The organism is Rhodococcus sp. DMF-1, assembly GCF_021441945.1.
GTDB classification, from domain to species: Bacteria; Actinomycetota; Actinomycetes; order Mycobacteriales; family Mycobacteriaceae; genus Rhodococcus; species Rhodococcus ruber.
Genome location: NZ_CP090442.1, coordinates 4,796,487 through 4,821,013 on the forward strand (window position 1 = coordinate 4,796,487; position 24,527 = coordinate 4,821,013).

24 protein-coding genes and 2 pseudogenes are annotated in these 24,527 nt (G+C 69.6%); 15 read left to right on the top strand and 11 right to left on the bottom strand.

Features of this window, described 5'->3' with window-relative positions; genetic code table 11:
• Nucleotides 1-27: 27 nt before the first annotated feature.
• The 5 genes from LZP97_RS21965 (at nt 28) to LZP97_RS21985 (ending at nt 4,113) form a co-directional block, all read left to right on the top strand.
• Nucleotides 28-315, top strand: a complete 288-nt coding sequence (locus LZP97_RS21965) for a putative quinol monooxygenase (protein WP_040271424.1) — start codon at nt 28-30, stop codon at nt 313-315.
• 134 nt (nt 316-449) lie between these two features.
• On the top strand, nt 450-608 hold the full coding sequence (locus tag LZP97_RS21970) for a hypothetical protein (protein ID WP_003939424.1): 159 nt from the start codon (nt 450-452) through the stop codon (nt 606-608).
• 77 nt (nt 609-685) lie between these two features.
• Nucleotides 686-1,744, top strand: a complete 1,059-nt coding sequence (locus tag LZP97_RS21975; RefSeq protein WP_040271426.1) for an ATP-grasp domain-containing protein — start codon at nt 686-688, stop codon at nt 1,742-1,744.
• Nucleotides 1,741-2,814 (top strand): SagB/ThcOx family dehydrogenase, encoded by a 1,074-nt coding sequence (locus LZP97_RS21980; RefSeq protein ID WP_040271429.1) that lies wholly within the window; start codon nt 1,741-1,743, stop codon nt 2,812-2,814. The genes LZP97_RS21975 and LZP97_RS21980 overlap by 4 nt, the downstream gene beginning before the upstream one ends.
• A 6-nt stretch (nt 2,815-2,820) precedes the next feature.
• A complete protein-coding gene (locus LZP97_RS21985; protein ID WP_040271431.1) occupies nt 2,821-4,113 on the top strand; it encodes an MFS transporter in 1,293 nt (430 codons plus the stop codon).
• Here LZP97_RS21985 and LZP97_RS21990 read toward each other — a convergent pair.
• The 4 genes from LZP97_RS21990 to LZP97_RS22005 all read right to left on the bottom strand — a co-directional run bounded on the left by LZP97_RS21990 (nt 4,006) and on the right by LZP97_RS22005 (nt 6,736).
• Complete coding sequence (locus LZP97_RS21990; protein ID WP_040271433.1) at nt 4,006-4,983, bottom strand: NAD(P)H-dependent flavin oxidoreductase; 978 nt, start codon at nt 4,981-4,983, stop codon at nt 4,006-4,008. The genes LZP97_RS21985 and LZP97_RS21990 overlap by 108 nt on opposite strands.
• Before the next feature lie 68 nt (nt 4,984-5,051).
• The gene (locus tag LZP97_RS21995) at nt 5,052-5,450 is read right to left on the bottom strand and encodes a nuclear transport factor 2 family protein (protein ID WP_010595998.1); all 399 of its coding nucleotides are present in this window, start codon (nt 5,448-5,450) and stop codon (nt 5,052-5,054) included.
• Between the two features lie 69 nt (nt 5,451-5,519).
• Entirely contained in the window at nt 5,520-6,377 is an 858-nt protein-coding gene (locus LZP97_RS22000; RefSeq protein ID WP_029540165.1) for a crotonase/enoyl-CoA hydratase family protein, read from the bottom strand.
• A gap of 110 nt (nt 6,378-6,487) precedes the next feature.
• Nucleotides 6,488-6,736 carry a WhiB family transcriptional regulator gene (locus LZP97_RS22005; RefSeq protein ID WP_048773864.1) on the bottom strand — a complete coding sequence of 83 codons (249 nt, stop codon included), beginning with the start codon at nt 6,734-6,736 and terminating at the stop codon, nt 6,488-6,490.
• A 521-nt stretch (nt 6,737-7,257) separates the two neighbouring features.
• Between LZP97_RS22005 and LZP97_RS22010 the strand changes: the two genes are divergently transcribed.
• Complete coding sequence (locus LZP97_RS22010) at nt 7,258-8,019, top strand: crotonase/enoyl-CoA hydratase family protein (protein WP_010596001.1); 762 nt, start codon at nt 7,258-7,260, stop codon at nt 8,017-8,019.
• Between the two features lie 73 nt (nt 8,020-8,092).
• Here the strand turns inward: LZP97_RS22010 and LZP97_RS22015 are convergent.
• A pseudogene (locus LZP97_RS22015) lies at nt 8,093-8,487 on the bottom strand (DUF6325 family protein).
• A gap of 275 nt (nt 8,488-8,762) precedes the next feature.
• On the opposite strand from LZP97_RS22015, the gene LZP97_RS22020 reads away from it, so the two are divergent.
• The 3 genes from LZP97_RS22020 to LZP97_RS22030 are packed head-to-tail and all read left to right on the top strand — an operon-like array spanning nt 8,763 to nt 11,169.
• Nucleotides 8,763-9,167 carry a DUF7144 family membrane protein gene (locus tag LZP97_RS22020; RefSeq protein ID WP_003939434.1) on the top strand — a complete coding sequence of 135 codons (405 nt, stop codon included), beginning with the start codon at nt 8,763-8,765 and terminating at the stop codon, nt 9,165-9,167.
• Between the two features lie 30 nt (nt 9,168-9,197).
• A complete protein-coding gene (locus tag LZP97_RS22025) occupies nt 9,198-9,737 on the top strand; it encodes a potassium channel family protein (RefSeq protein WP_003939435.1) in 540 nt (179 codons plus the stop codon).
• A 13-nt stretch (nt 9,738-9,750) separates the two neighbouring features.
• Nucleotides 9,751-11,169, top strand: coding sequence for a DUF2252 domain-containing protein (locus tag LZP97_RS22030; RefSeq protein WP_010596002.1), 1,419 nt, complete (start codon nt 9,751-9,753; stop codon nt 11,167-11,169).
• A 75-nt stretch (nt 11,170-11,244) separates the two neighbouring features.
• On the opposite strand, the gene LZP97_RS22035 is transcribed toward LZP97_RS22030, so the two are convergent.
• The 3 genes from LZP97_RS22035 to LZP97_RS22045 form a co-directional block, all read right to left on the bottom strand.
• Nucleotides 11,245-11,517 carry a hypothetical protein gene (locus LZP97_RS22035; RefSeq protein ID WP_029540166.1) on the bottom strand — a complete coding sequence of 91 codons (273 nt, stop codon included), beginning with the start codon at nt 11,515-11,517 and terminating at the stop codon, nt 11,245-11,247.
• A 223-nt stretch (nt 11,518-11,740) separates the two neighbouring features.
• Nucleotides 11,741-12,211 carry a DUF6325 family protein gene (locus LZP97_RS22040; RefSeq protein ID WP_010596004.1) on the bottom strand — a complete coding sequence of 157 codons (471 nt, stop codon included), beginning with the start codon at nt 12,209-12,211 and terminating at the stop codon, nt 11,741-11,743.
• A 306-nt stretch (nt 12,212-12,517) separates the two neighbouring features.
• Complete coding sequence (locus LZP97_RS22045) at nt 12,518-13,753, bottom strand: cation:proton antiporter (protein ID WP_040271489.1); 1,236 nt, start codon at nt 13,751-13,753, stop codon at nt 12,518-12,520.
• A gap of 335 nt (nt 13,754-14,088) precedes the next feature.
• Here LZP97_RS22045 and LZP97_RS22050 point away from each other — a divergent pair, with 335 nt between their 5' ends.
• Nucleotides 14,089-16,443: an arylsulfatase gene (locus tag LZP97_RS22050; RefSeq protein WP_040271438.1), complete on the top strand. Its 2,355-nt coding sequence runs from the start codon at nt 14,089-14,091 to the stop codon at nt 16,441-16,443.
• Nucleotides 16,444-16,797: 354 nt separating this feature from the next.
• On the opposite strand, the gene LZP97_RS22060 is transcribed toward LZP97_RS22050, so the two are convergent.
• The gene (locus LZP97_RS22060) at nt 16,798-17,211 is read right to left on the bottom strand and encodes an SHOCT domain-containing protein (protein WP_010596007.1); all 414 of its coding nucleotides are present in this window, start codon (nt 17,209-17,211) and stop codon (nt 16,798-16,800) included.
• Between the two features lie 242 nt (nt 17,212-17,453).
• Between LZP97_RS22060 and LZP97_RS22065 the strand changes: the two genes are divergently transcribed.
• From LZP97_RS22065 to LZP97_RS22085, 5 genes are all read left to right on the top strand, one after another.
• Complete coding sequence (locus LZP97_RS22065; protein WP_010596008.1) at nt 17,454-18,071, top strand: Rv1733c family protein; 618 nt, start codon at nt 17,454-17,456, stop codon at nt 18,069-18,071.
• A gap of 76 nt (nt 18,072-18,147) precedes the next feature.
• Complete coding sequence (locus LZP97_RS22070) at nt 18,148-18,375, top strand: hypothetical protein (RefSeq protein ID WP_010596009.1); 228 nt, start codon at nt 18,148-18,150, stop codon at nt 18,373-18,375.
• A 71-nt stretch (nt 18,376-18,446) separates the two neighbouring features.
• The gene (locus LZP97_RS22075) at nt 18,447-18,908 is read left to right on the top strand and encodes a DUF7144 family membrane protein (protein ID WP_010596010.1); all 462 of its coding nucleotides are present in this window, start codon (nt 18,447-18,449) and stop codon (nt 18,906-18,908) included.
• Between the two features lie 131 nt (nt 18,909-19,039).
• A complete protein-coding gene (locus LZP97_RS22080) occupies nt 19,040-20,557 on the top strand; it encodes a hypothetical protein (RefSeq protein ID WP_010596011.1) in 1,518 nt (505 codons plus the stop codon).
• Nucleotides 20,554-21,912 carry a diacylglycerol/lipid kinase family protein gene (locus LZP97_RS22085; RefSeq protein WP_040271444.1) on the top strand — a complete coding sequence of 453 codons (1,359 nt, stop codon included), beginning with the start codon at nt 20,554-20,556 and terminating at the stop codon, nt 21,910-21,912. The genes LZP97_RS22080 and LZP97_RS22085 overlap by 4 nt, the downstream gene beginning before the upstream one ends.
• Here the strand turns inward: LZP97_RS22085 and LZP97_RS22090 are convergent.
• Complete coding sequence (locus LZP97_RS22090) at nt 21,876-23,534, bottom strand: MFS transporter (protein WP_040271445.1); 1,659 nt, start codon at nt 23,532-23,534, stop codon at nt 21,876-21,878. The genes LZP97_RS22085 and LZP97_RS22090 overlap by 37 nt on opposite strands.
• Before the next feature lie 120 nt (nt 23,535-23,654).
• A pseudogene (locus LZP97_RS22095) lies at nt 23,655-24,475 on the bottom strand (class II glutamine amidotransferase).
• Nucleotides 24,476-24,527 lie beyond the last annotated feature (52 nt).

Here is a 24,527-nt window from a genome sequence, read left to right on the forward strand (position 1 = left end):
AGCAAGATTCGACCACGAGGAGGAGCTATGGCACTGACCGCATTCCTGGAGCTCGAGTTCAAGCCCGAGACGCTCGGGGAGGCCCGCGCACTGATGGACCGGGTGCTGAAGGAGACCCGTGCGTTCGACGGCTGCCTCGGCATCGAGGTGCTCGCCGACCGGTCGAACGAGGCGCACTGGGTTGTCGTGGAGAAGTGGGAGTCGGAGCAGCACGACGCCGCCTACCGCGAGTTCCGGGCCGGGCCCGGCGCCATCACCGAGCTCGGCCCGCTGCTCGCCGGCGCGCCGAAGCTGACCTACTTCGACGAGGTCTGACAGGTAGGGGGTGAGCAGATTCCGCCCTGGGGTGCCTGGGCGGAGGCGGCGTCGTCGCCGACGATCGGTATGTCGGATCGACGCCCGCCCACCCGGTCCCGGGACGGCGGAACCTCCCAGGAAAGGCGGACGCCATGAACGTCGAAGAGATGGCCCGGACCCTGCTCACCCTCGACGACGAAGCGGCGCTGCGCAGCGCCGCAGCGATCGAGGACGCCACCTTCGCCGCCTACGCGAGCGACTACGTCGAGGCCATGACCCGGCCCGGCTGCAAGGGGTGTCACGGCGGCTGATCGACGGACGTGCAGCGGCCGGAGTACCACGGTGCTCCGGCCGTCCCGTCCCCACGACCGCCACCGAAGGAACCCTCATGACCGCTGCGCTGCCGCTGCTGCTGCGCTCGCACCCCCATCTCACCGCGGCCTCCGCCGAATCCCTGGACTTCCAGGCCCGCGTCGGGCATCCCACGGTGCCGGATCCCGCGCCGTGCGTTCTCGTCCTCACCCGTGCCGCCGACCGCGAGGTCGACGATCTGTCGCTGTGGCTGGCCGCGCGCGGCACCGCGCTGGTGCGGCTGGACAGCGACCGGTGCGTCGGCACGGACGTGCAGTGGGATCCGCTCACCGGTCTGCTCGCCCGTGACGGCCGGACGTTCCGGCCGCGGGTATGCTGGCTGCGGTACTTCGACGTGGACGCCCTGCGCAGCGGGCACCCCGCGCCCGACGCGACGCTGCACGTGCGTGACCAGTGGCAGGCGTTCGTCACCGCCCTCACAGCGCACGAGGGGGTGCGCACGCTCAATCCCGCCGCGCGGCCCGGAACCCCCGATCGCCTCACCCAGCTCGCCGCCGCGCGGGCGGCCGGACTGCGCGTCCCCGCGACCCTCGTGACGACGCGGCTCGACGTCGCGGCCCGGGCTCTGCCGGGCACCGGCGATCTGCTGGTCAAGAGCCTCGGCCGGCACTGCGTCGAACCGCGGCCCGGCCGTCTGCTCGGTGTCTACCCTCAGCGCATCCCCCGTACGGCGCTCGACGGTACACAGCACACGGGCGCCCCGGTGCTCGTCCAGGAATATGTGGCCGCCGACCGGGAACTGCGCATCCACGCCGTAGGCGGAACGCTGATCGGGTACGCCGTCACGCGACCCACCCCGGAGTCGCTGTGGACCCGGCCGGAGTCGATCACCGTGCGGCGCTGCGACATTCCCGCCGACGTCGCCGAGGCCGTGCGGGAGCTCCTCGACCGGTTCCGGCTCGACCTCGGCGCCGTCGACCTGCTCGACACCCCCACCGGCCCCGTCTTCCTCGAGGTCAACCCCGAATTCGACTGGCGCTGGGCAGAACACGGCGCCGGTGACTCCGACACCACGAACGCGGTGCGTGCTCTGATCGCCGCCGCCGTCCCCGCACACCGAGGAGAGAACCGATGACCCGTGTCGCCGTCGCCGAGTACGCGGTGCTGTTCTGGCGCAACGGCACACTGGTGTGGGACGACTACCTGCACCACCGGCAGTTCGCCCTCACCCCCGACAGCGAGCGGGTCCTGCGCTGGTTCGCGTCGTGGCGCGAACTCGACAGCATCTCCGAGCTGGGGGAGTTACCCCTCGGAATCGCTCACCGGCTGCTCGAGGCGCAGGTGCTCGTCGCCGAGGGTTCGGCCGAGCACGCCGAGCAGGAGCAGATGCTCGTCGAATGGGGCACGTGGGGCCCGTCGGCCCGTTACCTGCATTTCGCGGCCCGCACCGGCTCGGACGTCCGGTTCGCGGACGTAGTCGACGACGAACTGCGGTCGGCTGCCAAAGCGAGCGAGCAGCCGGCGCCCGCAGCCGCCAAGTCCTATCCGCAGCACCCGATGATTCCCGTACCCGGCGATCGGCCGGACTCGTCGGGATGGCAGCGTCCGGGCCTCGTCGAGGCCCTGTTCGAGCGCCGTTCGGTCCGGCAGTTCACCGCAGATCCCGTGTCTCTCGACGCCGTGGGCACCGTCGCGCGCGTCGCGGCGGGGCCCGTCACGGTGATCGACCATCCGCAGGTCGGGCAGGTGCTGCTGAAGACCAGCCCGTCCGCCGGTGCCCGCACCCCCCTCGAGCTGTATCTCTACGCGAACCGCGTCGACGGACTCGAGCCGGGGTTCTTCCACTACGCGCCGATGCGCGGTGGGCTGGAACGGATCGGGCAGAGCGTGCCCCGGTCCGTGCTGGACGCGGCGCTCGGCGAGCAGCCGTGGCTGTCGGACTGCCCGGCGCTGCTCATCTACACGGCGGTACCGGCCCGGACCCGGTGGCGGTATGAACATTCCCGCGCCTACCGCGACATCCTCGTCGAGCTCGGCCACGTCAGTCAGACCGTCCTGCTCACCGCCACCGCGCTCGGGCTCGGTGCGGTGACGGCGACGGCGATGCGTGACCGCGAGCTCGAAGACCTGCTCGGCTGCGACCCCACCGCCGAACCGGTCCTGGCGGTCACGGCGCTCGGGCACCCCGCCGCCGGACTCGGGTGACGTCCGGTGTCCGGTGCGCTCCGCAATCCCGACTTCGCGCGGCTGTGCGCCGGGCAGGCGGTCGCGCAGCTCGGCAGCCGCGGCTACGGCGTCGCGATCATGCTGTGGGTGCTCGCGGTCAGCGGGTCGGCCGCGACGGTGGGTCTGGTCTCCACCGTGACGATGGGTGCCTTCACGGCCGCCACGGTGCCCGCCGGCTGGATCGTCGACCGCTTCGATCGCCGCCGCGTCATGCTCACCGTCGACGCCTGCTCGGCCACCGCCGCCGCGGTGCTGGCGTTCTGCGCGTGGCGCGGCGCGTTCGACCCGGTGCCCGTCCTCGCCGCCGTGTCGGTGCTCGGGGCGGGGTGGGCGGTGCGCGGCCTCGCCGAGGACGCGGCGGTGCCGCAGGTGGTCGAGCGCGAACAGCTCGGCGCGGCGTACGGGCTGTTCGAGGCACGGGGATATGCGACGGGCGTGGCCGGGCCACCGCTCGCGGCCACCCTCTACGGCCTCGGTGCCGCGCTGCCCTTCGCAGGACATGCCGTGTCGTTCGTGGTGGCAGGGGCAGCGGCGTCCCGGGTCCGCACCCCGCTGCAGGCACCTCGCGTCCACGGCCCGGTCGTGGAGCGGCCGTGGGTCGCGATCCGGGAAGGGTTGCGCTGGTTCGCATCCCACCCGTTCGTTCGTACCACCGCGGCGCTGACGGCCGTCGCCGAGTTCGTGGTCAACGGCTGTGGCCTGGTGGTGGTCGTGCTCCTGGTCGGCAGCGACGCGCCGTCCTCGACGGTCGGCATCGTGCTCGCCGGTGCGTACGGCGGGGGCATGCTCGGAGCCCTGGCGGTGCCGTGGCTCCGGCGCCGGATTCCGGCACACCGTCTGCTTGTGCTCTCGGCGGCCCTCGGGGCTCTGGCGGTCCTCGCGGCGGCCACGGGTTCGCCGGTCGCGGCGGCCGCCGGTTACGCGGCCCTGCTGGCGGTGACCCCGTCGTGGTCGGTGGTGGTGACCGCTCGCTGTGCCGAACTGGTACCCGACGAGGTACGGGGACGGGTCGGCGCGGCGACCGGTCTGGTCACGTCGCTGCCGGCGATGTTCGCTCCGCTGACGGTGGGCGTGCTGACGACGACCGTCGGCGCGGCGAGCACCGCGGGGGTGCTCGCCGCGCTCCTCGGCGGGGTGGTCGTGGCGACCGCCGTCAGCCGGACGGTGCGCCTACAGGCCGGCGAGCCGCTCGCGCGCCGCGCGGTACTCGGTGGTGAGCCGGTCGACGAGTTCGGCAGCGGGTACGACGGCGTCGACCGCGCCGATGCCCTGTCCTGAACCCCAGATGTCGCGCCACGCCTTGGCCGCCGGTGCCGATCCCGAACTCTCGCCGGTGCCGAAGTCCATGGCCGACGGGTCCGACACGGCGAGGTTGTTCGGGTCGAGGCCGGCGGCTTCGATACTGCCGCGCAGGTAGTTGCCGTGCACGCCGGTGAAAAGGTTCGAGTAGACGATGTCCGCGGCGGTCGAGTCGACGATCATGTCCTTGTAGCGGTCGTCGGCGTTGGCCTCTTCGGTGGCGATGAACGCCGACCCGACGTAGGCGAGATCGGCGCCGGCGGCCTGCGCGGCGAGGACCGAGCGGCCGTGCGCGATCGAGCCCGACAGCAGCAGTGGGCCGTCGAACCACTCGCGGATCTCCTGGACCAGCGCGAACGGGGACTGGGCGCCGGCGTGCCCGCCGGCGCCGGCGGCGACGGCGATGAGCCCGTCGGCGCCCTTGTCGATCGCCTTGCGCGCGAAGGTGTTGTTGATGACGTCGTGCAGGACGATGCCGCCGTAGGAGTGGATGGCGTCGTTGACGTCGGTGCGGGCGCCGAGGGAGGTGATGACGACCGGGACCTCGAATTCGACGATGGTGGCGAGGTCTTCTTCGAGGCGGTCGTTGGAGCGGTGCACGATGAGGTTGACCGCGTAGGGAGCGGACGGCGCCTCGGGGTGGTTGGCGTCGTGCTTGGCCAGGGCCTCGGTGATGCGGGTGAGCCACTCGCGCAGCATCGCCTGGGGACGGGCGTTGAGCGAGGGGAACGAGCCGACGACGCCGGAGGTGCACTGGGCGATCACCAGGTCCGGGCCGGAGACGATGAACATCGGCGACGCCACCACGGGCAGGCGCAGCCGGTCTTGCAGGATCGGGGGCAGGGCCATGCGGAACTCCTTGTGCTGTGCGGTCTTACGGTGCGGTCTTGCAGGCGGTGCGGTCCTACGGTGCGGCCTTACGATTGCCCGAGCTGGGCGGCCATGAGCGGCATGAGGGCCTGCAGGCCCTTGACCGGCCGGATCATCACCTTGAACGAGGTGATCTGCCCGGCGTCGTTCCAGTGCATCATGTCGATGCCGTCGACGTGGATGCCGTCGAGATCGGCGGTGAACTCGAGCACCGCCGATCCGTCGGAGTACCACTCGCCGACGTACCGGAAGTCCCGCCCGGTGAACACGGCGAGCGCGGCCCGCAGGTAGGCGAGGGTCAGGTCTCTCCCCTCCTGCGGCGTGAACACCGCGGGGGAGTAGAAGACGGCGTCGTCGGCGATCAGATCGTCCAGGGCTGCCTCGTCGCTGTGCTCGACGATGTGGTGCCAGCGTTCGACGACGGCGGGTCGGACGTGGGTCGACATGAGGATCCCCTCTCGGTTCGTCGCCCCCGAGCGTAGGGGCCACCCATCTAAACAGTCAATGGTGACCGTTCAGGGACGGAACGGTGGCGTCGGCAGGTCGTCACCGAACAGATCCGGCAGATCCCTCGACACCCGGTCCGGGAACGCCGCGGGACGCTTCTCGAGGAAGGACGAGATGCCTTCCCGGGCGTCGGGGCCCGTGCCGCGGATGTTGATGCCGCGGGTCTCGATGCGGTGCGCGATCATCGGATGCTCCGCGCCGAGCGTGCGCCACATCATCTGCCGGGACAGCGCCACCGAGACCGGCGCCGAGTGCTCGGTGAGGCTGCGGGCCAACGCGCGGGCCTGATCGAGCAGATCGGCCGCGGGATGGAGCGCGTAGACGAGCCCGGCCGCGTGGGCCTCGGTCGCGTCGAAGATCCGTCCCGAGTACACCCAGTCCAGGGCGGTCTGCAGCGGAACCAGGCGGGGCAGGAACCAGGTGGAACACGACTCGGGGACGAGGCCGCGGCGGTTGAAGACGAAGCCGATACGGGCGTCGTCGGCGGCGAGGCGGAAGTCCGCCGCAAGCGTCATGGTGATGCCGACGCCGACGGCCGGGCCGTTGATCGCCGCGATGATCGGCTTGCGGCACTCGAACATGCGCAGCACGACGCGGCCGCCACCGTCGCGCCGGACGTCGTCGGCGCGCGGTTCGTCGAGTCGCTGCGCGAACGTGTCGGCGCCCGCAGAGAGATCTGCGCCCGCGCAGAAGGCGCGTCCGGCGCCGGTGATGACGACGGCGCGCACGGAATCGTCGGCGTCGCAGCGGTCGTAGGCCTCGATCAGCTCGTGCTCCATCGTGGTGGTGAAGGCGTTGAGCTGGTCGGGACGGTCGAGGGTGATGGTGGCGATGCCGTCGGCGACGGACAGGTCGATGTGTTCCACGCCGGTCAGCATGACATGTTTACTGAGCGATCGGTAGGTGTCCCGGTCGCGCACAGCGCGGCGCCCCCGTCGCGAGTCGGTGACGGGGGCGCAGGCGTGACGTGCAGGGGCTATCCGCGGGTCACGCGGCCGCGGCGGAACTCCTTGCCGCCCCAGATGCCGGACTGCCGGGTCTCGCCGGCGTAGGCGGCGCATGCGGCGACGAGCGGGCAGCGGGCGCACACCCGGCGGGCGTAGTCGAACGACTCCGACGGGTCCGGGAACCGGGCGTCCGGCGTCGCGTCGCCGCGGCACGCGGCCAGGTCCCAGTCCGGCGTGGTGTCCGACGGGGCGAGCAGGTCGGTGAGCATCGTAGTCACGGGCAGGTCCTCCTTCCGAGGATGGAATGCGGGTTCGGTCGGGGCGGCGCAGTGCCCCGGCATGAAGTCGTGGCAGAACGAAACGCGTTGTGGCGCAGAACGGTGTCGAGGAACGGATGGATGCGGAGGCGGCGGTCAGCAGATGCCGGGTCGCGTCGTCGGCGACCCCGCCTGCCGGGGTCCCGCTGGGGGAAGGACGCACGCGACGGGATGTCGCATCGGCTGCGGCGCCGGTCGTTCCGGCGGGGCAGCCGGTGGCGCTGTGCGCATCGCGTGTCTCCTTCCATGTCGTGGTCGTCGTCGATCGGTCGAGTCCAACGCCCCCCGCCGCCCGGGTTCTTCCCCTCGGTGCGAGAACAGTGACGGGTACCTCACGGCCCGGGTTCCGCTACATAGGTTTCGGCTATGGGTCGATCTCCCGTTCGGACTTTGTCCCGGGCGCCGGTCCGGTGATCGACTCGACGGGACGCTCCGGCGGCGCCGCGGGTGCGGCCGGAACCCCCGCGACGAGGAGACGCCACGTGAGCGCTGTACTGACCGAGTTCGGCGACGGCATCGCCGTCATGACCATCAACCGGCCCGAGGCGCGCAATGCCGTCGATCTCGAGGTCGCCAAGGCGCTCGCTGCCGCCGTCGACGAGTTCGAGGCGCGGCCGGACCTGGTCGTCGGGATCGTCACCGGCGCCGGCGGCACCTTCTGCGCCGGCATGGACCTCAAGGCGTTCACCCGGGGCGAGCGGCCGTCGCTGCCCGGCCGGGGATTCGCCGGGCTCACCGAGCGTCCGCCGACGAAGCCGCTGATCGCCGCGGTCGAGGGCTGGGCTCTCGCCGGCGGATGCGAACTCGCGCTCTCGGCGGACCTCGTCGTCGCTGCCCGGGGCGCTAAATTCGGGCTGCCCGAGGTCAAGCGCGGACTCGTCGCGGCAGCCGGCGGCCTGCTGCGCCTGCCCAAGGTGCTGCCGTACCAGCTCGCCATGGAGATCGTGCTGACCGGCGACCCGCTCACCGCCGAGGTGGCGCACGCGCACGGTCTGGTCAACACCCTCACCGAGCCGGGTGCGGCGCTGGACGGGGCGCGGGCGCTCGCCGCCCGCATCAGCGGCAACGGGCCGCTCGCCGTCCGGGCGTCCAAGCAGATCATGTCCTCGGCGGTGCAGTACACCGATGCGGAGGCGTTCGCGTCGCAGCGGGCGCTCGTCGAGCCCGTGTTCGCCTCCGCGGACGCGCAGGAAGGCGCCCGCGCGTTCGCCGAGAAGCGCGCGCCGGTATGGCGCGCGGAGTAGAGAACTCCTGGAAACCGCTACGAGCCGAGGACCGAGTTCTCGGCCTCGAGCTCGGTCAGTGCTCCCTGGCACTTCAGGTCTGGTCTTCGAGCACCTCGAGTGAGGCGACGAGTCGGGTGCCGTTGGGGCGCACGGTGGCCGCGAAGGGTGCGGCCCTGGTGTTCTCGTAGACGACGATCGCCGCCGAGCACCCGAGGGCCGCACCGGTCTCACCGAGGTCGGTGTCGTCGAGCATGCAGGTGGCCGCCCCGGCGAAGAGGATCACGTCGATGTCGTCCTCGAGCCGATCTCGGAGACGTCGATCCCGCCCAGGGAGGCGTCGGTGTCCTTGCGGACGAAGGCGAGGTCCGGCACCGCGATGATCCCGCGCGCGACGAGGCCGTCCGGCAGCAGCAGGGCCGAGCCGTCGGTCTGCGGTAACTCGACGACGAGATGGTCGACGGGACCCAGGATGTCGGCATCGCCGATGGGATTCCTCTTTCCGCTGTGCCGGGAACAGGTGGTCGGGCCGTGTCCGGCTGTGTCGACGCGGTGACTGGAGCGCACGACCGGCAGTGGCGTCGTTCTCCGCTCGGCCGCGGACGACTCGCCCTTCGGTCGATGTGGTGACCGAAGACCTTTCGGATCCCTCCCGCGCAGCCATGCGGTCGGGATCGCACGAAGATCGTCAACTCGATGCGGGGTGGCCGGTGGCGCGCGCACAATACCGTACGTCGGGCCGGAGCGAAGGGAAGGCGAGTGGCATGTCCCAGGACACGAGTGTCAAACAGGGTGTGGCGGCCGGTACGTCCATCGGCGCCGCGATCATCCTCACCACGATCGGTATCCTCCAGATCTTCCAGGGGATCGCCGCCGTAGCCGAGGACGAGTTGTTCGTCGTCGGGATCGAGTACACGTACAAGTTCGACTTCACCACCTGGGGATGGATCCACATCGTGCTCGGTGCGGTGATCACCCTCGTCGGTCTTGTCCTCTTCACCGGCGCGACCTGGGCGAGGGTTGCGGCCATCGTGCTTGCGGCACTGTCGATTCTCGCGAACTTCATGTGGCTGCCCTACTACCCGTGGTGGTCGATACTGATCATCGCGCTCGATGTGGTCGTCATCTGGGCGGTGTCGACGTGGAACCCGCGTCGGGACTCCTACTGACGGCTTCGCCGGCAGGCCGGGACGTCGCCGATGACCGACGGTGACGCCCCGTCCGGCCTGCCCGACGTAGGAGGCCGACGGCTGCTCTGGCTGGCGGTGCTGCGGCCGCTGCTCACCACGGTGTTGCTGGTGATCGCGTACTTCGTGCTGCCGCTCGAGGACATCGACGATGTCTCCACCCTGGCGTTGCTGATCGGCGGGACCCTCCTGGTGTGCGCAGTGTGCGCCTGGCAGATCCGGCAGGTGCTGCGGTCCCCGTACCCGGCCGTGCAGGCGATCGAGGCGCTGCTGCTGTCGGTCGCCGTCTACCTCGTCGGGTACTCGACGGTGTATCACGTCCTGTCCTACAACTATCCGGAAGCGTTCGACGAGCCGCTCTCGCGGATCGACGCGCTGTACTTCTGCATGACCGTCTTCGCGACGGTGGGCTTCGGCGACATCGTCGCGACCACCGAGGGCGCGCGGGCGCTCGTCACGGCGCAGATGGTCGGCAACCTTGTCCTTATCGCGCTCGGCATCCGTTTCCTGACCGCGGCCGTGAAGTGGCGCCAGCAGCAGAAGAAGACGTGAGAGGAAGAATCCGATGGCCGAGACCTCGAGAAGCGCAACAGCAGTCGAACACCTCACCAGGGAGGAGCGGGCGGAACGCGGCCGGGCGGCACGCGCCCGGATCCCGCTCTCCGCGCTCGCCGAGTTCGATACGAGCGGTCGTCCCGATCCGCTCGACCTGTTGGAGCAGCAGGCGACGTCCCGGGTGCCGGACCTGGTTCCGGTGCGCTACGGCCGCATGGCAGAAACTCCGTTCTCCTTCTATCGCGGTGCGGCCCTGGTGATGGCCGACGATCTGTCCCGCGGGCCGACCACGACCGTCCTCACTCAGCTGTGCGGGGACGCGCACCTGAGCAACTTCGGTATCTTCGCCACCCCGGAACGCAAGCTGACCTTCGACATCAACGACTTCGACGAGACGTATCCCGGGCCGTTCGAGTGGGACGTCAAGCGGCTCGTCGCCAGTCTCGTGATCGCCGCGCAGGACAACGGATTCACGAGCAAGCAGCAGGCGCGCATCGCCCGCGCCTGTGCCGCCGAATACCGCGAGACGATCGCCCGGCAGGCGGAGCGTGGGAATCTGGCGGTCTGGTATTCGCACATCGAAGCCGGCGCGGAACTCGCGGAGCTGCGCGACGAACTCGACTCGTCCATGAAGAAGCGCCTGCGCAAGACTCTCGAGAAGTCCCGGCACCGGGACAGCGTCCAGGCGCTGGCCAAGTTGACCGAGGTGGTCGACGGCCGGCGCCGGATCATCAGCAACCCGCCGCTCATCGTCCCCATCGAGGAGGTGCTGCCCGACGCGGACGCGGACGAACTCTACGCCGACCTGCACCAGCGCCTGCGCCAGTACCGCTCGACCCTCCAGTGGGATCGGCGGGTATTGCTCGAGCAGTTCGAGTTCGTGCAGGCGGCGCGCAAGGTGGTCGGTGTCGGTAGCGTCGGGACCCGGGCGTGGATCTTCCTGTTGCGCGGCACGGGTGACGACGACCCGCTCTTCCTGCAGGCCAAGGAGGCGCAACGGTCCGTGCTCTCGTACTACGTGGACGGACCGACGTTCGCCAACGAGGGCGAACGGGTGGTCAACGGCCAGCGGCTGATGCAGGCGGCCAGCGACATCTTCCTCGGCTGGCAGCAGGGCCCCGGCCCGGACGGGATCCGGCGCGACTTCTACCTGCGGCAGCTGCGGGACGGCAAGGGCTCTGCGGTCGTCGAGGCGATGACCCCCACCGGCATGACGCTGTACGGGCGGCTGTGCGGACGGGTGCTGGCGTACGGGCACGCCCGATCCGGCGACCGCATCGCGATCGCCGCATACCTCGGATCCGGAACCGAATTCGACGACGCCATAGCGGCTTTCGCGGTCGCCTACGCCGAGCAGAACGTCCGGGACCACGCTGCGCTCGTCGATGCGATCGCCGCGGGGCGGATCACCGCTCAGCGCGGTCTCTGATCCGAGAGAGCGCCGCCCGCCCCGTCCCGGCGTTGCTGTCCGGACGCCTGCCGGACCGCCTCGCCGAGCTGGAGCTCAGGCTTCCTCCAGCGCCTCGCCGATTCCCTGGAGCAGGCGGTGGTGATGCGCCTCGGCCAGAAGGTGGCCCGCGGTGATGGCAACCGCCACCGGCCACTCGAGGAGCTCGAGGGCCACCAAGGTGCCGACGCCCGCGAGGTATGCGAGCTGTTCGGGCGGCGGGAGGCTGATGTGGCCCATGACGGGCAGCTCCAGGACGAGATGTTCGGCCTCCCGCAACCGTTCGAGGGCGGGACGACGCGGCGACACCGCTGACGTCGTGGCAACCATGGCAGTCCCTTTCGCTGTCGGGCTTACGGACGAGCCGGCCGTGTTCCGGCCGTCGGGTCAGCGCCGGTCTCTGCGGTCCTCTCGCCGATCTTCCCGGCGGTCGGAACGCCGGCGGACACCGTGGGCGACTACCGCCGCCGTCGCAACGGTGGTGGCCGTACGTGCCACGGGTGCGGGTCCGATCACCGCGGCGCGACGCATGCGCCTGGCTGCGAGTGGCATGTCAATCTCCTTCTTGTTCGTCGGCCTCGATTGCGGCCAGCAGGGCCTGTACGGGAATGCGGCCGCTGGCCACCAGCTGTCCCCCGGCGCGGCGGATCGCCGACGCGAACGGTGCGGCCCACAGGTTCTCCCACACGAGCAAGGCCGCGGTGCTGCCGGGCTCTACGGCCGCGGCGACCGCCTCGACGTCCTCCTCGCTGAGCAGCATCGCCAGCTCGGCTTCGTAGGAGCGCAGCGCGCCGATCTCCGCTTCGTCCAGGTCGGCGAGCTCGAACGCTTCGAGCGATCCGTCGGTGTCCTTCTTCAGCAACAGCAGATCCAGGACGCGTACTGTTCCGCGTTCGACGAGTTCTTCGAGGGCGGGTGCGATCTCGCCCCTGAACCTGCTGCCCGGGAACTCCACTACGATCCAGTCCACCGGACCGAGTTCGTCGATGTCACTGTCGATTTGTCGTTCGACCTGTTCGGTCATCGCGTCGTCTCCTTTGCCGAGTTGTCGTCGATGGAGTGGCAAGGCCACGTACCCGTGGCGGGTTCCACGTCCGGTTCGGCGGCGTCCACGTGCCGCCTCGTCCCGGACGGCCGGCTTGTCGGAGAGTCCGATGACGACCTGGCAAGTCGGTCTGCCGGTGGGTTCTACGCAATCGACGGTAGACCTGATGGCCGCGCCCGGAAAGGAGCTCGGTGAAGACCGCTCGATCCGGTGACCTACGGCGCCTGAAATGGACCCGAGCAGGACAGATCGGATATTCCGGACGCATATCCGGTGCCGCGGCGTCTACGCCTCGTGTGCCGGCTTCCGTTCGGGTCGGGGGTGGCGGCGGAACCATGCGGCGTACCGGTCGGCGAGGGGGGCGGCGGTGACTCCGTGGGCGAGGACCGACAGGCCTACGGTGACGACAGCGGTGAGCAGTAGCAGGTCTTCGTGGGGCAGGGTACCGGGTTCTTCGAGAATCAGGATGACGAAGACGATGGTGGCCAGTCCGCGGGGGCCGAACCAGCCGAGGAAGGCGAGGGTGGGGGCGCGGGCATGGGTGCCGAGCAGCGACAGTGTGACGGGGACCATGCGCACGACGGTCAGGCTCAGCGTGGCGTAGGCGAGTACCGGCCACGACAGGTGTTCGAGGGCCGGCCCGAGCAACACCGCCCCGAAGACGATGAACGTCACGGCGTTGAACACATCCCCGGCCTCGTCGATCAGTTGGGAGACCTCCTCGTCGGCGCGGTGCCGGATCGTCCCGAAGGTCAGCCCGCCGACGAACGCGGCGATGAATCCCGAGCCGCCGAGGGGCACGGCGGCGGTGTAGGCCAGCGTGGCGGCGGCCACCGGCACGATCTGAACCCACAGGGGGTCGATCGTGCGGTGCCGGCCGGCGAGGATCAGTACCGCCGCCGCGACCGCTCCGGCACCTACCCCGGCGACGATGCCGTAGCCGATCTGCTCGGTGACCAACCGTACGGCTGCACCGCCACCGATTGCCCCGGACTCGGCACGTGCGATCGCCAGCACGATCAGGAACAGCGGTACGCAGATGCCGTCATTGAGGCCGCTTTCGACGTTGAGTCCCTGGCGCACCCGCGTCGGCAGGATCGGCAGGGTGACCACCGCCTGTCCGAGAGCGGCGTCGGTGGGCGCGAGGAGAACGGCGAGCAGCAGCGCCTCGGGCCAGGAGAGGTCGCCCAGGACGAGTACCGCGGCGGCGAAGCCGGCCGTGATGGTCAGCGGTAGTCCTATACCGAGAAGGCGTGCAGGAAGCGAGATCTCGGACCGTAGAGCAGTCGGGTCCACACCAGCGGCGTCGGAGAACAGCACGAGGGCAAGGGTGACCTCGGCGAGCAGTTTCACTGTTTCGCTGGTGGCCTCGACGTCGATCAGCCCGGCAGCCTGTGCGCCCAGCACGAGGCCGCCGACGGTGAAGACCATCGGAGCCGTGACGGAGGTGCCCGCGACCCGTCCGGAGATCGCCGCGAAGACGAGCAAGATGCCGGCGATCGCCGGGAGTGCCCAGGTCACGATGCCCCCTCCGGGGGTGGAGGGCGGTGGCGGGGTGCGCCGGTCGGCCATCGGCGTCCGCGCGGCAGAACGAGAGCTGCCACGCCCGACCACAGTGGAACTTCCGGGAACACCAAGATGATCCACATCATGAGTCGGGCCCTTCTCGCCTCGCCGCGTCGGAGTTCCGGGACAGGCGCGACCGGAGGGGCGGCGTCGTCATATTCTGCCGAATCCGAGACATCATGCGATGAGACTTCGCCGGATCGTGCCGTTTGCATGTCTGGTGATTCGGCTGGTCGGTACGCTCGAGATGCCGGAGGACGACAGGTCTGCTCGAGATCGGGAGCGTTGCCATGGCAAGAACCCACCACGGAAAGATCGCGGTCGACATTCGTGATTCCGTCCCTGATTGGGCGCCGTATCTGCCCGCCCAGGCACCCGAGAACGCCCCGAACGTCCTGATCATCGCCTGGGACGACGTCGGGTACGGCAGTATGGACATCTTCGGCGGTCCGATCGAGACCCCGACGATGCGGCGGATCGCGGACCGCGGCGTGAAGTACTCGAACTTCCACACCACCGCGCTGTGTTCCCCGACCCGCGCGTCGCTGCTGACCGGACGCAACGCGACGACCAACGGAATGGCGACCATCGCCGAATTGAGCTCCGGATTCCCCGGCATCAGCACCCACATTCCGTCCGAGAACGGGTTCGTCTCGGAGGTCCTGGCCGAGCGGGGATGGAACACCTACTGCGTCGGCAAGTGGCATCTGACGCCGGGGGAAGAAATGAACATGTCGGCGGTCAAGTCCCGGTGGCCGCTGGGCCGCGGATTCGAGCGCTTCTACGGATTCCTCGGCGGCGAATCCAGCAGTTGGTACCCCGATCTGGTCTACGACAATCACCCGATCGACGCCCCCGGAACGCCCGAGGACGGCTACCACCTGTCCAAGGACCTTGCGGACAAGGCGATCGGGTTCATCCGTGACGCCAAGACCATCGACCCCGACAAGCCGTTCTTCATGTACCTGGCCCCGCAGGCCGGGCACGCCCCGCACCACGTGTTCACCGAATGGGCCGACCGGTACAAGGGCAGGTTCGACCAGGGCTACGAGGCCATCCGCGTCGAGATCCTGCAGCGGCAGAAGGACCTCGGGTTGTTGCCTGAGAACACCGAGCTGTCACCGATCAATCCGCACGGGGAGCCGGCCACCACCGGGCCCGACGGTCAGCCGTGGCCGCTGCTCGACACCGTCCGGCCCTGGGACTCGCTCACCGCCGACGAGCAACGCCTGTTCGTCCGGATGGCCGAGGTCTTCGCCGGTTACATCTCCTACACGGACGACCAGCTCGGCCGGGTGATCGACATGCTCGACGCGAGCGGCGAGCTCGACAACACCCTCGTCGTCGTGGTTTCCGACAACGGTGCCAGCGGGGAAGGCGGACCCAACGGATCGTTCAACGAATGGCGCTTCTTCAACGGGATCCCCGACACCACCGAAACCACCCTGCCGCACCTCGACGAGCTGGGCACACCGGTGTCGTACAACCACTACAACACCGGCTGGGCGTGGGCCTTCGACACCCCGTTTCCGTACTGGAAGCGCTGGGCCGGCTACGAAGGCGGAGTCGCCGACATGTGCGTGGTCTCGTGGCCGGCGCGGATCGAGGCCTCGGCCGAACCTCGCTCGCAGTACGTCCATGCCGTCGACGTCGTCCCGACGATCTACGAGCTGCTCGGCATCACCCCACCCGCGGTTCTGAAGGGATACACCCAGAGCCCCCTCGAAGGAGAGAGCTTCGCGGCCTCGCTGACCGATCCCACAGCACCGGGCAAGGACGTGCAGTTCTACACGATGCTGGGGCAGCGTTCGCTGTATCACGAAGGGTGGCTCGTCTGTTCCGTGCATCCGCCCCTGTCCGGGTGGGGGCACTTCGACAAGGACGTGTGGGAGCTGTACCACCTCGCGGAGGACCGGGCGCAACTGCACAACCTCGCAGACGCCGAACCCGAGCGGCTGGAAGCTCTGAAGAGCCTGTGGTTCTACTACGCGGGTCGTCACCACGGGCTACCGCTGGACGATCGCAGCGCCCTCGAACAGGTGCTCGCCGAACGTCCCCACCCGGGCAAGAAGCGCGACCACTATGTCTACTATCCGGACTGCGCGGACGTCCCGGAGGCGGCCGGCGTCGCCATCACCGGTCGGTCCTACACGATCGTCGCCGGTGTGCACGTGGACTCGGCCGCTGCCGAGGGAGTCCTGTACGCCCACGGCGGTCTGGCCGGTGGTCACAGCTTGTACGTCAAGGACGGTCGTCTGCGCTATGCCTTCAACTGGGTCGGCACGCACCTGCAGACCGTGGTCGCCGACCGGGACCTGACCCTCGGCGCTCACGTGTGCACCGCCGAATTCGCCGTATCGGGGAAGAACACCGATCCGGCAATGCCGGGTTTCGCCGGCACCCTGACTCTCTATGTCGACGATCAGCAGGTGGCCTCCGATGAGATCGTCACCCAGCCGGGGGCGTTCTGCCTCGTCGGTGACGGCATCTGCGTCGGGCGCGACAGCGCCTCGCCGGTCACCCCGGACTACGTGTCCCCGTTCCGCTTCACCGGGGGCACGATCGACAAGGTTGTCGTCGACGTCTCCGGCGAACGCTACGTCGACCACGAGGCGCAGGTGCGGGCCTGGTTCTCGATCGATTGACCCGCGTTGCTCAGCGACCGCGCACGATGCAGTAAAGCGCGATGAGGCAGGGGAACCCGATGAGGCAGGTGGACCTTTCCGTGCTTTCCCCTTGCCTGGCTGCGGGCCGATAGCGCCGGCAGTCGGTGCGCAGAGGTGTGATCCGCCCTCGAGGACCCGCCGGGGTGGGTGTCGGCACCGTCGTCCGTTCTCGCACGTTGCCGGTGATGTCCTCGGGGCAGAAGTCCTCCGACCCCATCCGGAAGGCCCCGCCCGGAACCACCTCATGTCGTTCGGTGCGCGGCCTACTGGTTGCCTGCTTCGAGCATCTCGGAACCGGATCGCCCGTCCTCGCGATGCCGTGCAGGACCTCTCCTACCGGACCTGCATGCCCGCCTGTCCAGCGGATGTCCGTCCCAGCGCCGTGGCCTTGAGTTGCTCGAACTCGGCTTCGGTGATCACTCCCGAGTCGTACAGAGCCTTCGCATCGGCGATGTGCTCGGCCGGGGACTTGCCGGCCACCTGCCGGATGTACTCGTCGGTGGCCTGCTTGGTCTCCTGCTGGGCGCGCATCGACCGCTCCGCCATGCCGCGGCCCCGGGCGATCAGATAGACGAAGGCTGTCAGGTACGGCAAGAGGACCAGCCCGATCACCCAGAGGGTCTTGGCGAAGCCGGACACGGTGTGATCGCGGAACAGGTCGACCAAGATCTGGAACAGCACGATCAGGTAGGCCACGAAGGCGAAGACGATGATCGTGTACCACACGTAATCCCAGAACGAATCCATGATGTGCACCTCTCTGTGTGCGGACCCCGGGTGGGGCGGAGCTCCCGACGACCCGGGCGACTCACATCGAGAATGACACCGCGACCGGCCTCTCCCCAGGGGACAAAGACCCTCGATCTCACCGCCGGGCGGAGGCCCCGGCTCCTTCTCGCGACCACCCGAATCGAGCGGTGACCTTGTGCTCTACACCACCGGCCGTCGGCGGCGGAACACTGTAGTCGAGCAACTGCAGGAGTATCGAGATGAACGCAGAGCAGCCCCTGGCCCTCCGGTTGTGGCGCCGCGCTCCGTGGAGCGGCAATCCCCTGATGCGACGATCCGAGCGAGTGGAATCCGCCCTCGTCCTGGCCGTGGCACTGTTCGTGCTCGTCCTGATTCCGTTCGCCGCCGCCTACGGGACGGCGACCTACGCCCGGATCGGCCAACTGGCGATGCAGGAGCATCAGCAACGGCACCAGGTGGCGGCGGTCCTTCTCGAGGAACCGGCACCTGCGCGAGCCGACGCCCTGACAGACACCGCGACACGGGGTCCGGGCGACCCGGACCGAGCGACGGCGCGGTGGACGACCGAGACCGGTGAAACACGCACGGGCAGGGTGGAGGTGCCCTTCGGTGCGAAACCCGGCGAGACGATCGACATCTGGATCGACTCGAACGGTGATCCCGTCGCCGCGCCCAGAACAGGCTCGGACGGCGTCGTAGCCGGTGTCGTTGCCGCGCTCACGGTGTGGGGGATGGGCTCCGGTGTCGCGCTGCTGCTCCTCTACGGAGTGCACCGGGCCGGTGCGAAGCGGAGGATCTCGGCCCTGGATCGGGAGTGGAACGACGTCGGAAGGAGCCCGGGATGGTCGATGGGTTGACCGTCGGGATGCCGGTCGGCGCGAAGCGGCATTCTCGATCTTCTTGCCGGGTAAGATCTTGCGTCGGGAGGCCCGGATGAGCGACTGGGTGTGCCGGCTGATGATGCCGAAGGATTTCGGCGACAGTCCGGCTCAACTGCATCTGGTGCTCCGTGACGATCTCACGGACGCGGAGGTGCTCGCCCGCGTCCTCGGCCTGGTTCACGAGTTCTACGGTCCCCGTGTGCAGGTCGACGATCTGAGGCCCGAGTCCTGGGCGCAGACCCGAGTCGGGTCCCGGCTCCGAAGCTCACCCGCCGGCTGAGGAACGGAGGCGATACGACGGGTCGTTTCACCGCAGATCACCGAGCCGGATCTCAGGAAAGGGGACGGGTCGTGTCCGAGGATGTGCGTGTCGGGCAGGGCAGTGCGAGCCACGGCAGCGTGAGCCGGGGCAGTACCGCCGAAAGGAGCGTCGGACAGAAGATCGCGACGGGCACTTCGGTCGGTGCCGCCGTCGTTCTCGCCACCGTGGGAATTCTGCAACTGCTGCAGGGCGTCGCGGCGGTCGCGGAGGGCGAACTGTTCGTGGTGGGACAGAAATACACCTTCGAGTTCGATCTCACCACATGGGGTTGGATCCACATCGTCACCGGTGCCGTCCTCATCGTGGTAGGTGCTGCCCTCCTCACCGGGGCCACCTGGGGCCGGGTCGCGGCGATCGTCGTCGCGGCCCTGTCGATCCTGCTCAACTTCATGTGGTTGCCGTACTACCCGTGGTGGTCGATTCTGATCATCGCTCTCGACGTGGTGGTCATCTGGGCGGTATCGACCTGGAATCCACGGCTGGACTACTAGGTTCGCGTGAAGGCCGGACCGAGGTGATCGACCCCGGGCCGTCCACCGATCGGCGGAATATCAAAGGGTGCAGAGGTTTCGATCCCCCTGGAGCGCTTCGTCCGCCGCCGTGTCACACCGAGTGGAATGAGATGACGATGGACAGCGAGCCTACGCGCAGCGGCACGGGCACCGCTCCGCTCGACACCGCCGAACGGGCCGAGCTCGAGCGGTTGCGGGCCGAGGTGGCCGCGCTGCGGGCGCGGACGGAGGCCGCGCCCGAGGCGCCCCCGCCGTCGCCCCCGCCCGTGTCGCGTCCGCCGCGGCACGCGTTGCGCTGGACTGCGGTGGCGATCCTGACCGTGCTGGTCGCTCTGCTGGCGATCACGTCGGTGACGGCGCGGTTCGTCCGCAGCGAAATCCTCGACACGGATCGGTACGTCACCACGGTGGCCCCGCTCGGTTCCGATCCCGCGGTGCAGACCGAGATCGCGGGCACGGTCACCGACGAGATCTTCGCGCGGGTCGATGTCGAAGGCCTCACGTCCGACGCGCTGACCGCCCTGACCGATGCCGTTCCGGCGACCGCGGACGCGCCGCGCGTGGACCGGGCGGTGGAGGGCCTCGCGCCGGTGATCGCCGGGCAGGCACGCAACTTCGTGTACGAGACGGTGCTGTCGCTGGTGCAGACCGACCAGTTCGAGGATCTGTGGATCCAGGCCAACCGAGCCGCGCACACCGGTCTGGTGGCAGTCGTCACCGGTGAGGGCGGGCCGTCCTCGGTGACGGTGGACGAGAGCGGCACGGTCAGCATCTCCCTCGGCACGATCATCGACAACGTCAAGGCTCGTCTGTTGGACCGGGGATTCTCCTTCGCCGAGAAGATCCCGGACATCGACAAGCAGTTCGTGCTGTTCCAGTCGCCGGAACTGATCAAGGCGCAACGGGCGGTCAGCGCCCTGAACACGGCGTCGGATGTGCTGCCGTGGCTCACGATCGCCGCCGCGGTGGCCGCGGTGGCCGTTGCTCCGCCCGGCCGTCGCCGTCGTGCCCTGGCGTTCGTCGGGACGGCACTGCTCGTGGGGATGCTGATCCTCGCGATCGCGCTGATCGTCGCCCGGTCCCTCTACCTCGGCGACATTCCTCCGGACGTGCTGTCCCCGGACGCCGCCTCGGCGATCGCCGACACGGTGCTGGTGCCGCTGCGGACCGCGCTGCGGGCGGTGGCGGTCCTCGGCCTGGTGATCGCGGTCGGGGCGTACCTGACCGGGGGATCGGCCTCCGCGGCAGCCGTCCGTCGCGGATTCGGGCGAGGCATGGACGCGGTGCAGCGGTCCCGTAAGCCGCGGCCACCGAACCAGGTGGAAGCCGGGGCCTACCGGGCGCGGACCGCGTTGCGGCTGGCGATCATCGGCGTCGCCGCGCTGATGCTGATGTTCTGGCGGTACCCGACCGGTCTCGTGGTCGTGTGGATCGTTCTCGGTGCCCTGCTGGCGTTGCTCGCGCTCGAGGTGCTGATCCGGCCGGCCCGGGCCTGGGAAGAGCCGGCGGGGGACGTGACGTCGGCACCTCCGACGGGCGCATCTCCGACGGGCGCATCTCCGACGGGCGAACAGCCGGCGGGCGAGCAGCCGACGGAGAAGCTGCCGGGCTCGAAGACCGGGTCGTGAACCCGGTGGACGCCGCTCCCGGCGACCAGGTACCGGCTTCGCGCCGATGGTGGGCGCGGGCGGCATTCGTCGCCGTCCTCTGCGCTGCCGTCGTGCCGGTGGTCGTCGCGGGCCTGCGCGGCGCTGTTGCACTCCTGGTGGCGAGCGTGGCGGTGGCAGCGGTGACGGTCGCGGCCCTGTACTGGTTCCTCGCGACCCGGGGGCTGGCGCGTGCGCTGTCACTGGGCCTGGCTGTGGTCGCACCTCTCGCCCTGCCCGTGCTGTTCGTGCGGGAGGGCGTGCTGTGGGTCGCGCTGGTGTCGGTCGCGCTGGTGCTGCTCGCGCTGCTGTGCGCGCGGGCGGCCCTGCGACGGGGCTCGGAACAGGGGATGCCCGAGTACCCCGCCCCGCCGGTCCACCGCCCGTTCCTGGTGATGAACCCCCGTTCGGGGGGCGGCAAGGTCGTGAAGTTCGATCTGCAACGCAAGGCCGAAGAACTCGGCGCCGAGGTGGCACTGCTCGCCGGGCCGGGTCCCGTCGACGTCGAGGCCCTGGCCCGGCAGGCGGTGGAGCGGGGCGCCGACCTGCTCGGTGTCGCCGGAGGCGACGGCACCCAGGCCCTGGTGGCGGCGATCGCGGCCGAGCACGGACTGCCGTTCCTGGTGATCAGCGCCGGCACGCGGAACCACTTCGCGCTGGATCTGGGCCTGGACCGGGAGGACCCGGCCGCGGGCCTGGACGCGCTGCGGGACGGGGTGGAACTGCGCGTCGATCTCGGCAGGATCGGCGGACGGGTGTTCGTCAACAACGCCTCGTTCGGCGTCTACGCCGACGTGGTGCAGAGCCCGGAATACCGGGACGACAAGACCGGGACGGCGCTGCGGATGATGCCCGACCTGCTCGCCCGCGACAGCGCGACCCGGCTGCGGGCCCGCATCGACGGTGACACGACGGTGGAGGGCGCGCAGGCCGTCCTGGTGAGCAACGACCCGTACGCGACCGACGACCTCGCGGGGCTGGGACGCCGGCCCCGTCTGGACCGCGGCGTGCTCGGAGTGGTGGCGATCTCGGTGGCCGGCGCCGGGCAGGCGGTCGACCTGCTGCGCCGCACGCGCAGCCGGGGTCTGGTGCAGCGCGCGGCCACCGAGGTGGTCGTCGATGCGGACGCCCCGGAGATACCGGTCGGGGTGGACGGGGAAGCGTTGATGCTGCCCACGCCCGTGCGATGCACCGTCGAGCCGCAGGCGCTCCGCGTGCGGGTGCCCCGGCACCGTCCGGGAGCCCTGGTCTCGGCACCGACCTGGGACTGGGTGCGGCTCCGGGACCTGGCCTTCCGGCCTCAGCGCTCGTCGTCGGTCTCGTCGGGCCTGCGCTGACCTTCCCCGGGCCGGGTGCCCACCGGCACGCGCGGCAGCGATCCGGTGCCGAACAGGGCGGCGACGGCGAGCAACGCCGTGACGCCGAAGGCCACCTGGAGCGCCTCGAGGCGCGCGTCCGAGTTGACCTCGACGATCGCATCCGCGGTGGTCTCGTCCACCCCGGCGTCGGCCAGGGCATCCTCGAGCTGGGTGTCGGACAGGAACGGCACCCCGGCAGCCATGTCCGTGGTGGCCTGCTGCTGCACCGATTCCGGTACTGCCGGGTTGTTCTCGATGCCGGCGATGACGGAGGTGGTCAGGGTGGCGATGAGGATCGACCCGATCAGGGCGGTTCCCAGGGACGCGCCGAGATTGGTCGCCGTGTTCTGCAGACCGCCGACCTCGGCGCTCTGCGAGTCCGGCACCGCGGACACCGTGACCGCACCGAGCTGGGAGGCCAGCGCACCCAGGCCGAGACCCATCAGCAGCATCGGGATCGACACGACCGCCGCGTTGGCGCCGGGGTCCATTCCGCCCACGAGGAGGAGGATGCCGGCGGCCATGATGCCGAGGCCGACCCGGACGACGAGCCGGGGATTCGCCTGGGGTCGCAGCTTGGGGATGCCGACGGCCGCCAGGACCAGAGCGATCGACAGGGGGAGGATCCGCACACCCGTCTCGAGCGCACTGAGTTCGAGGACCACCGACAGGAACAGGGGGACGGAGAAGAACACCCCGGCCTGGATGAGGAATTGGGCGAAGAACATGCCCAGCCCGCCGGAGAGCTGGCTGTTCCTCAGCAGCGCGGGGTCGACCAGCGGTTCGCCGCCCGTCTTCGCCAGGTACGTCTCCCGGCGCAGGAACAGGTAGAGCACGAGCAGGCCGCCGAGGAGCAACCAGATGACGGGGGACAGTCCCAGGATTGCCGGTCCGCCGGGTTTGGTCTGGATCCAGCCCCATTCGCTCGAGCGCAGCACGCCGTAGACGAACATTCCCAGGCCGACGACCGACAGGAGCGAGCCGACGAGGTCGAGCCGGATCCGCTGCGCTGGAATGTCTTCCACGCGGCGCAGCGTGAGCAGGATCAGGACGACGAGGACGACCTCGCCGAAGAAGACGTAGCGCCAGGACGCGAACGTGGTCACCGCCCCGCCGAGCAGCGGCCCCACCGCGACTGCCGCGGCACCTGCGGCGGCCACCAGTCCGTAGGCGGCGGGTCGGCGTTCGGCGGGGAAGTTCGCCGCGACCAGGGAGACGATCGCGGGCATGATCAGGGCGGCGCCGATGCCCTCGAGCAGGGACCAGCCGATGAGCAGGACGGTGAGATTCGGGGCGATGCCGGTGACGAACGAGCCGGCACCGTAGATGATCAGGCCGAGCCCGAACGCACGGCGCCGGCCGAGAATGGTGCCGACCTTGCCGCCGGTGATCATCAGGGTGGCCATCACCAGCGTGTAGAGGGTGATGGCGGTCTGGATGCCGGTGATGGTGGTGTTCACGTCCGCGGCCACGGTCGCCATCGACACGTTCATCACGGAGCTGTCGAGGGTCATCAGGAACTGACTCGAGGCCAGTACCGCGAGCACCAGCGCGGAACCCGAGGCCGTCGCCGGCCCCTTCTGTGAACTCTCGAGACTCATGGCATGGACCTCTCGGGGCCGTCCTCCGGCATTGCTGGGTTCACACAGGGCTGGTTCACGCAGGTTCGACCTTCGCATGCTGCCCTCGCGCGGCTACAGGGCACAAGGTCCCCCTCTCGGCTACACCGGCTCGAGCGGCCGGAACGGCCGGATGTCGTTGCCGGCGGGGCCGACCACGGCGGCCGAGGACTCGGGCATCTCGTTCCAGGCGCCCGGCAGATCGCGGAGCGGTTCGGACACGACGAACCGGGTGTCGATGCCCAGGCGATGGAACATCTCCACCTCGGGGTGCAGCTCGCGGAGCTTGGCGACCTCGGTGGAGTAGAACAGAGACCGGGTCCGGCCCTCTGTGGAGTAGCGGAACACCCAGATCGTGTCGCCGGCCGTGGTGGCCACGGTCATCTGGACGGGGTCGTCGATCCCGCGGTCGCGGGCGACCTTCTCGACCATCCCGACTGCCCGGCCGACCGCGGTGAACGGGTCGTCCCGGAGACCGAACGTGAGGGCGAGGAAGAACAGCACCTCGGAGTCCGTGGTGCCCGCGACGTCCGGATACAGCGACGGATCCACGGCCATCATCAGTTCTCGTTTGATCTCCCGGAAACCGAGGATCTCGCCGTTGTGCATCCACAGCCACTCCCGTGCCGGAACGGGTGGCAGTTGCTGCGCTGCACCTGCGTGCCGGTCGAGGCGCGCACGTGTGCGAACAGCAGTGGGGTGCGGATCTGCCCGGCGATCTCCCGCAGGTTGTGGTTGTTCCACGCCGGATCGATGCTCTTGAACAGGGCCGGTTCGGAACCTATTCCGTACCAGCCGATTCCGAATCCGTCACCGTTGGTCGTGGTGGCTCCGAGATGGGAGTGCAGGCTCTGGTCGATGAGTGAATGCTCGGGCTTGAACAGCAGGTCCTCCACGAGGATCGGCTCGCCCGAGTAGGCCATCCATCTGCACACCCGGCCATTGAATCACCCCACCGACGCCGGTGCACTCGTT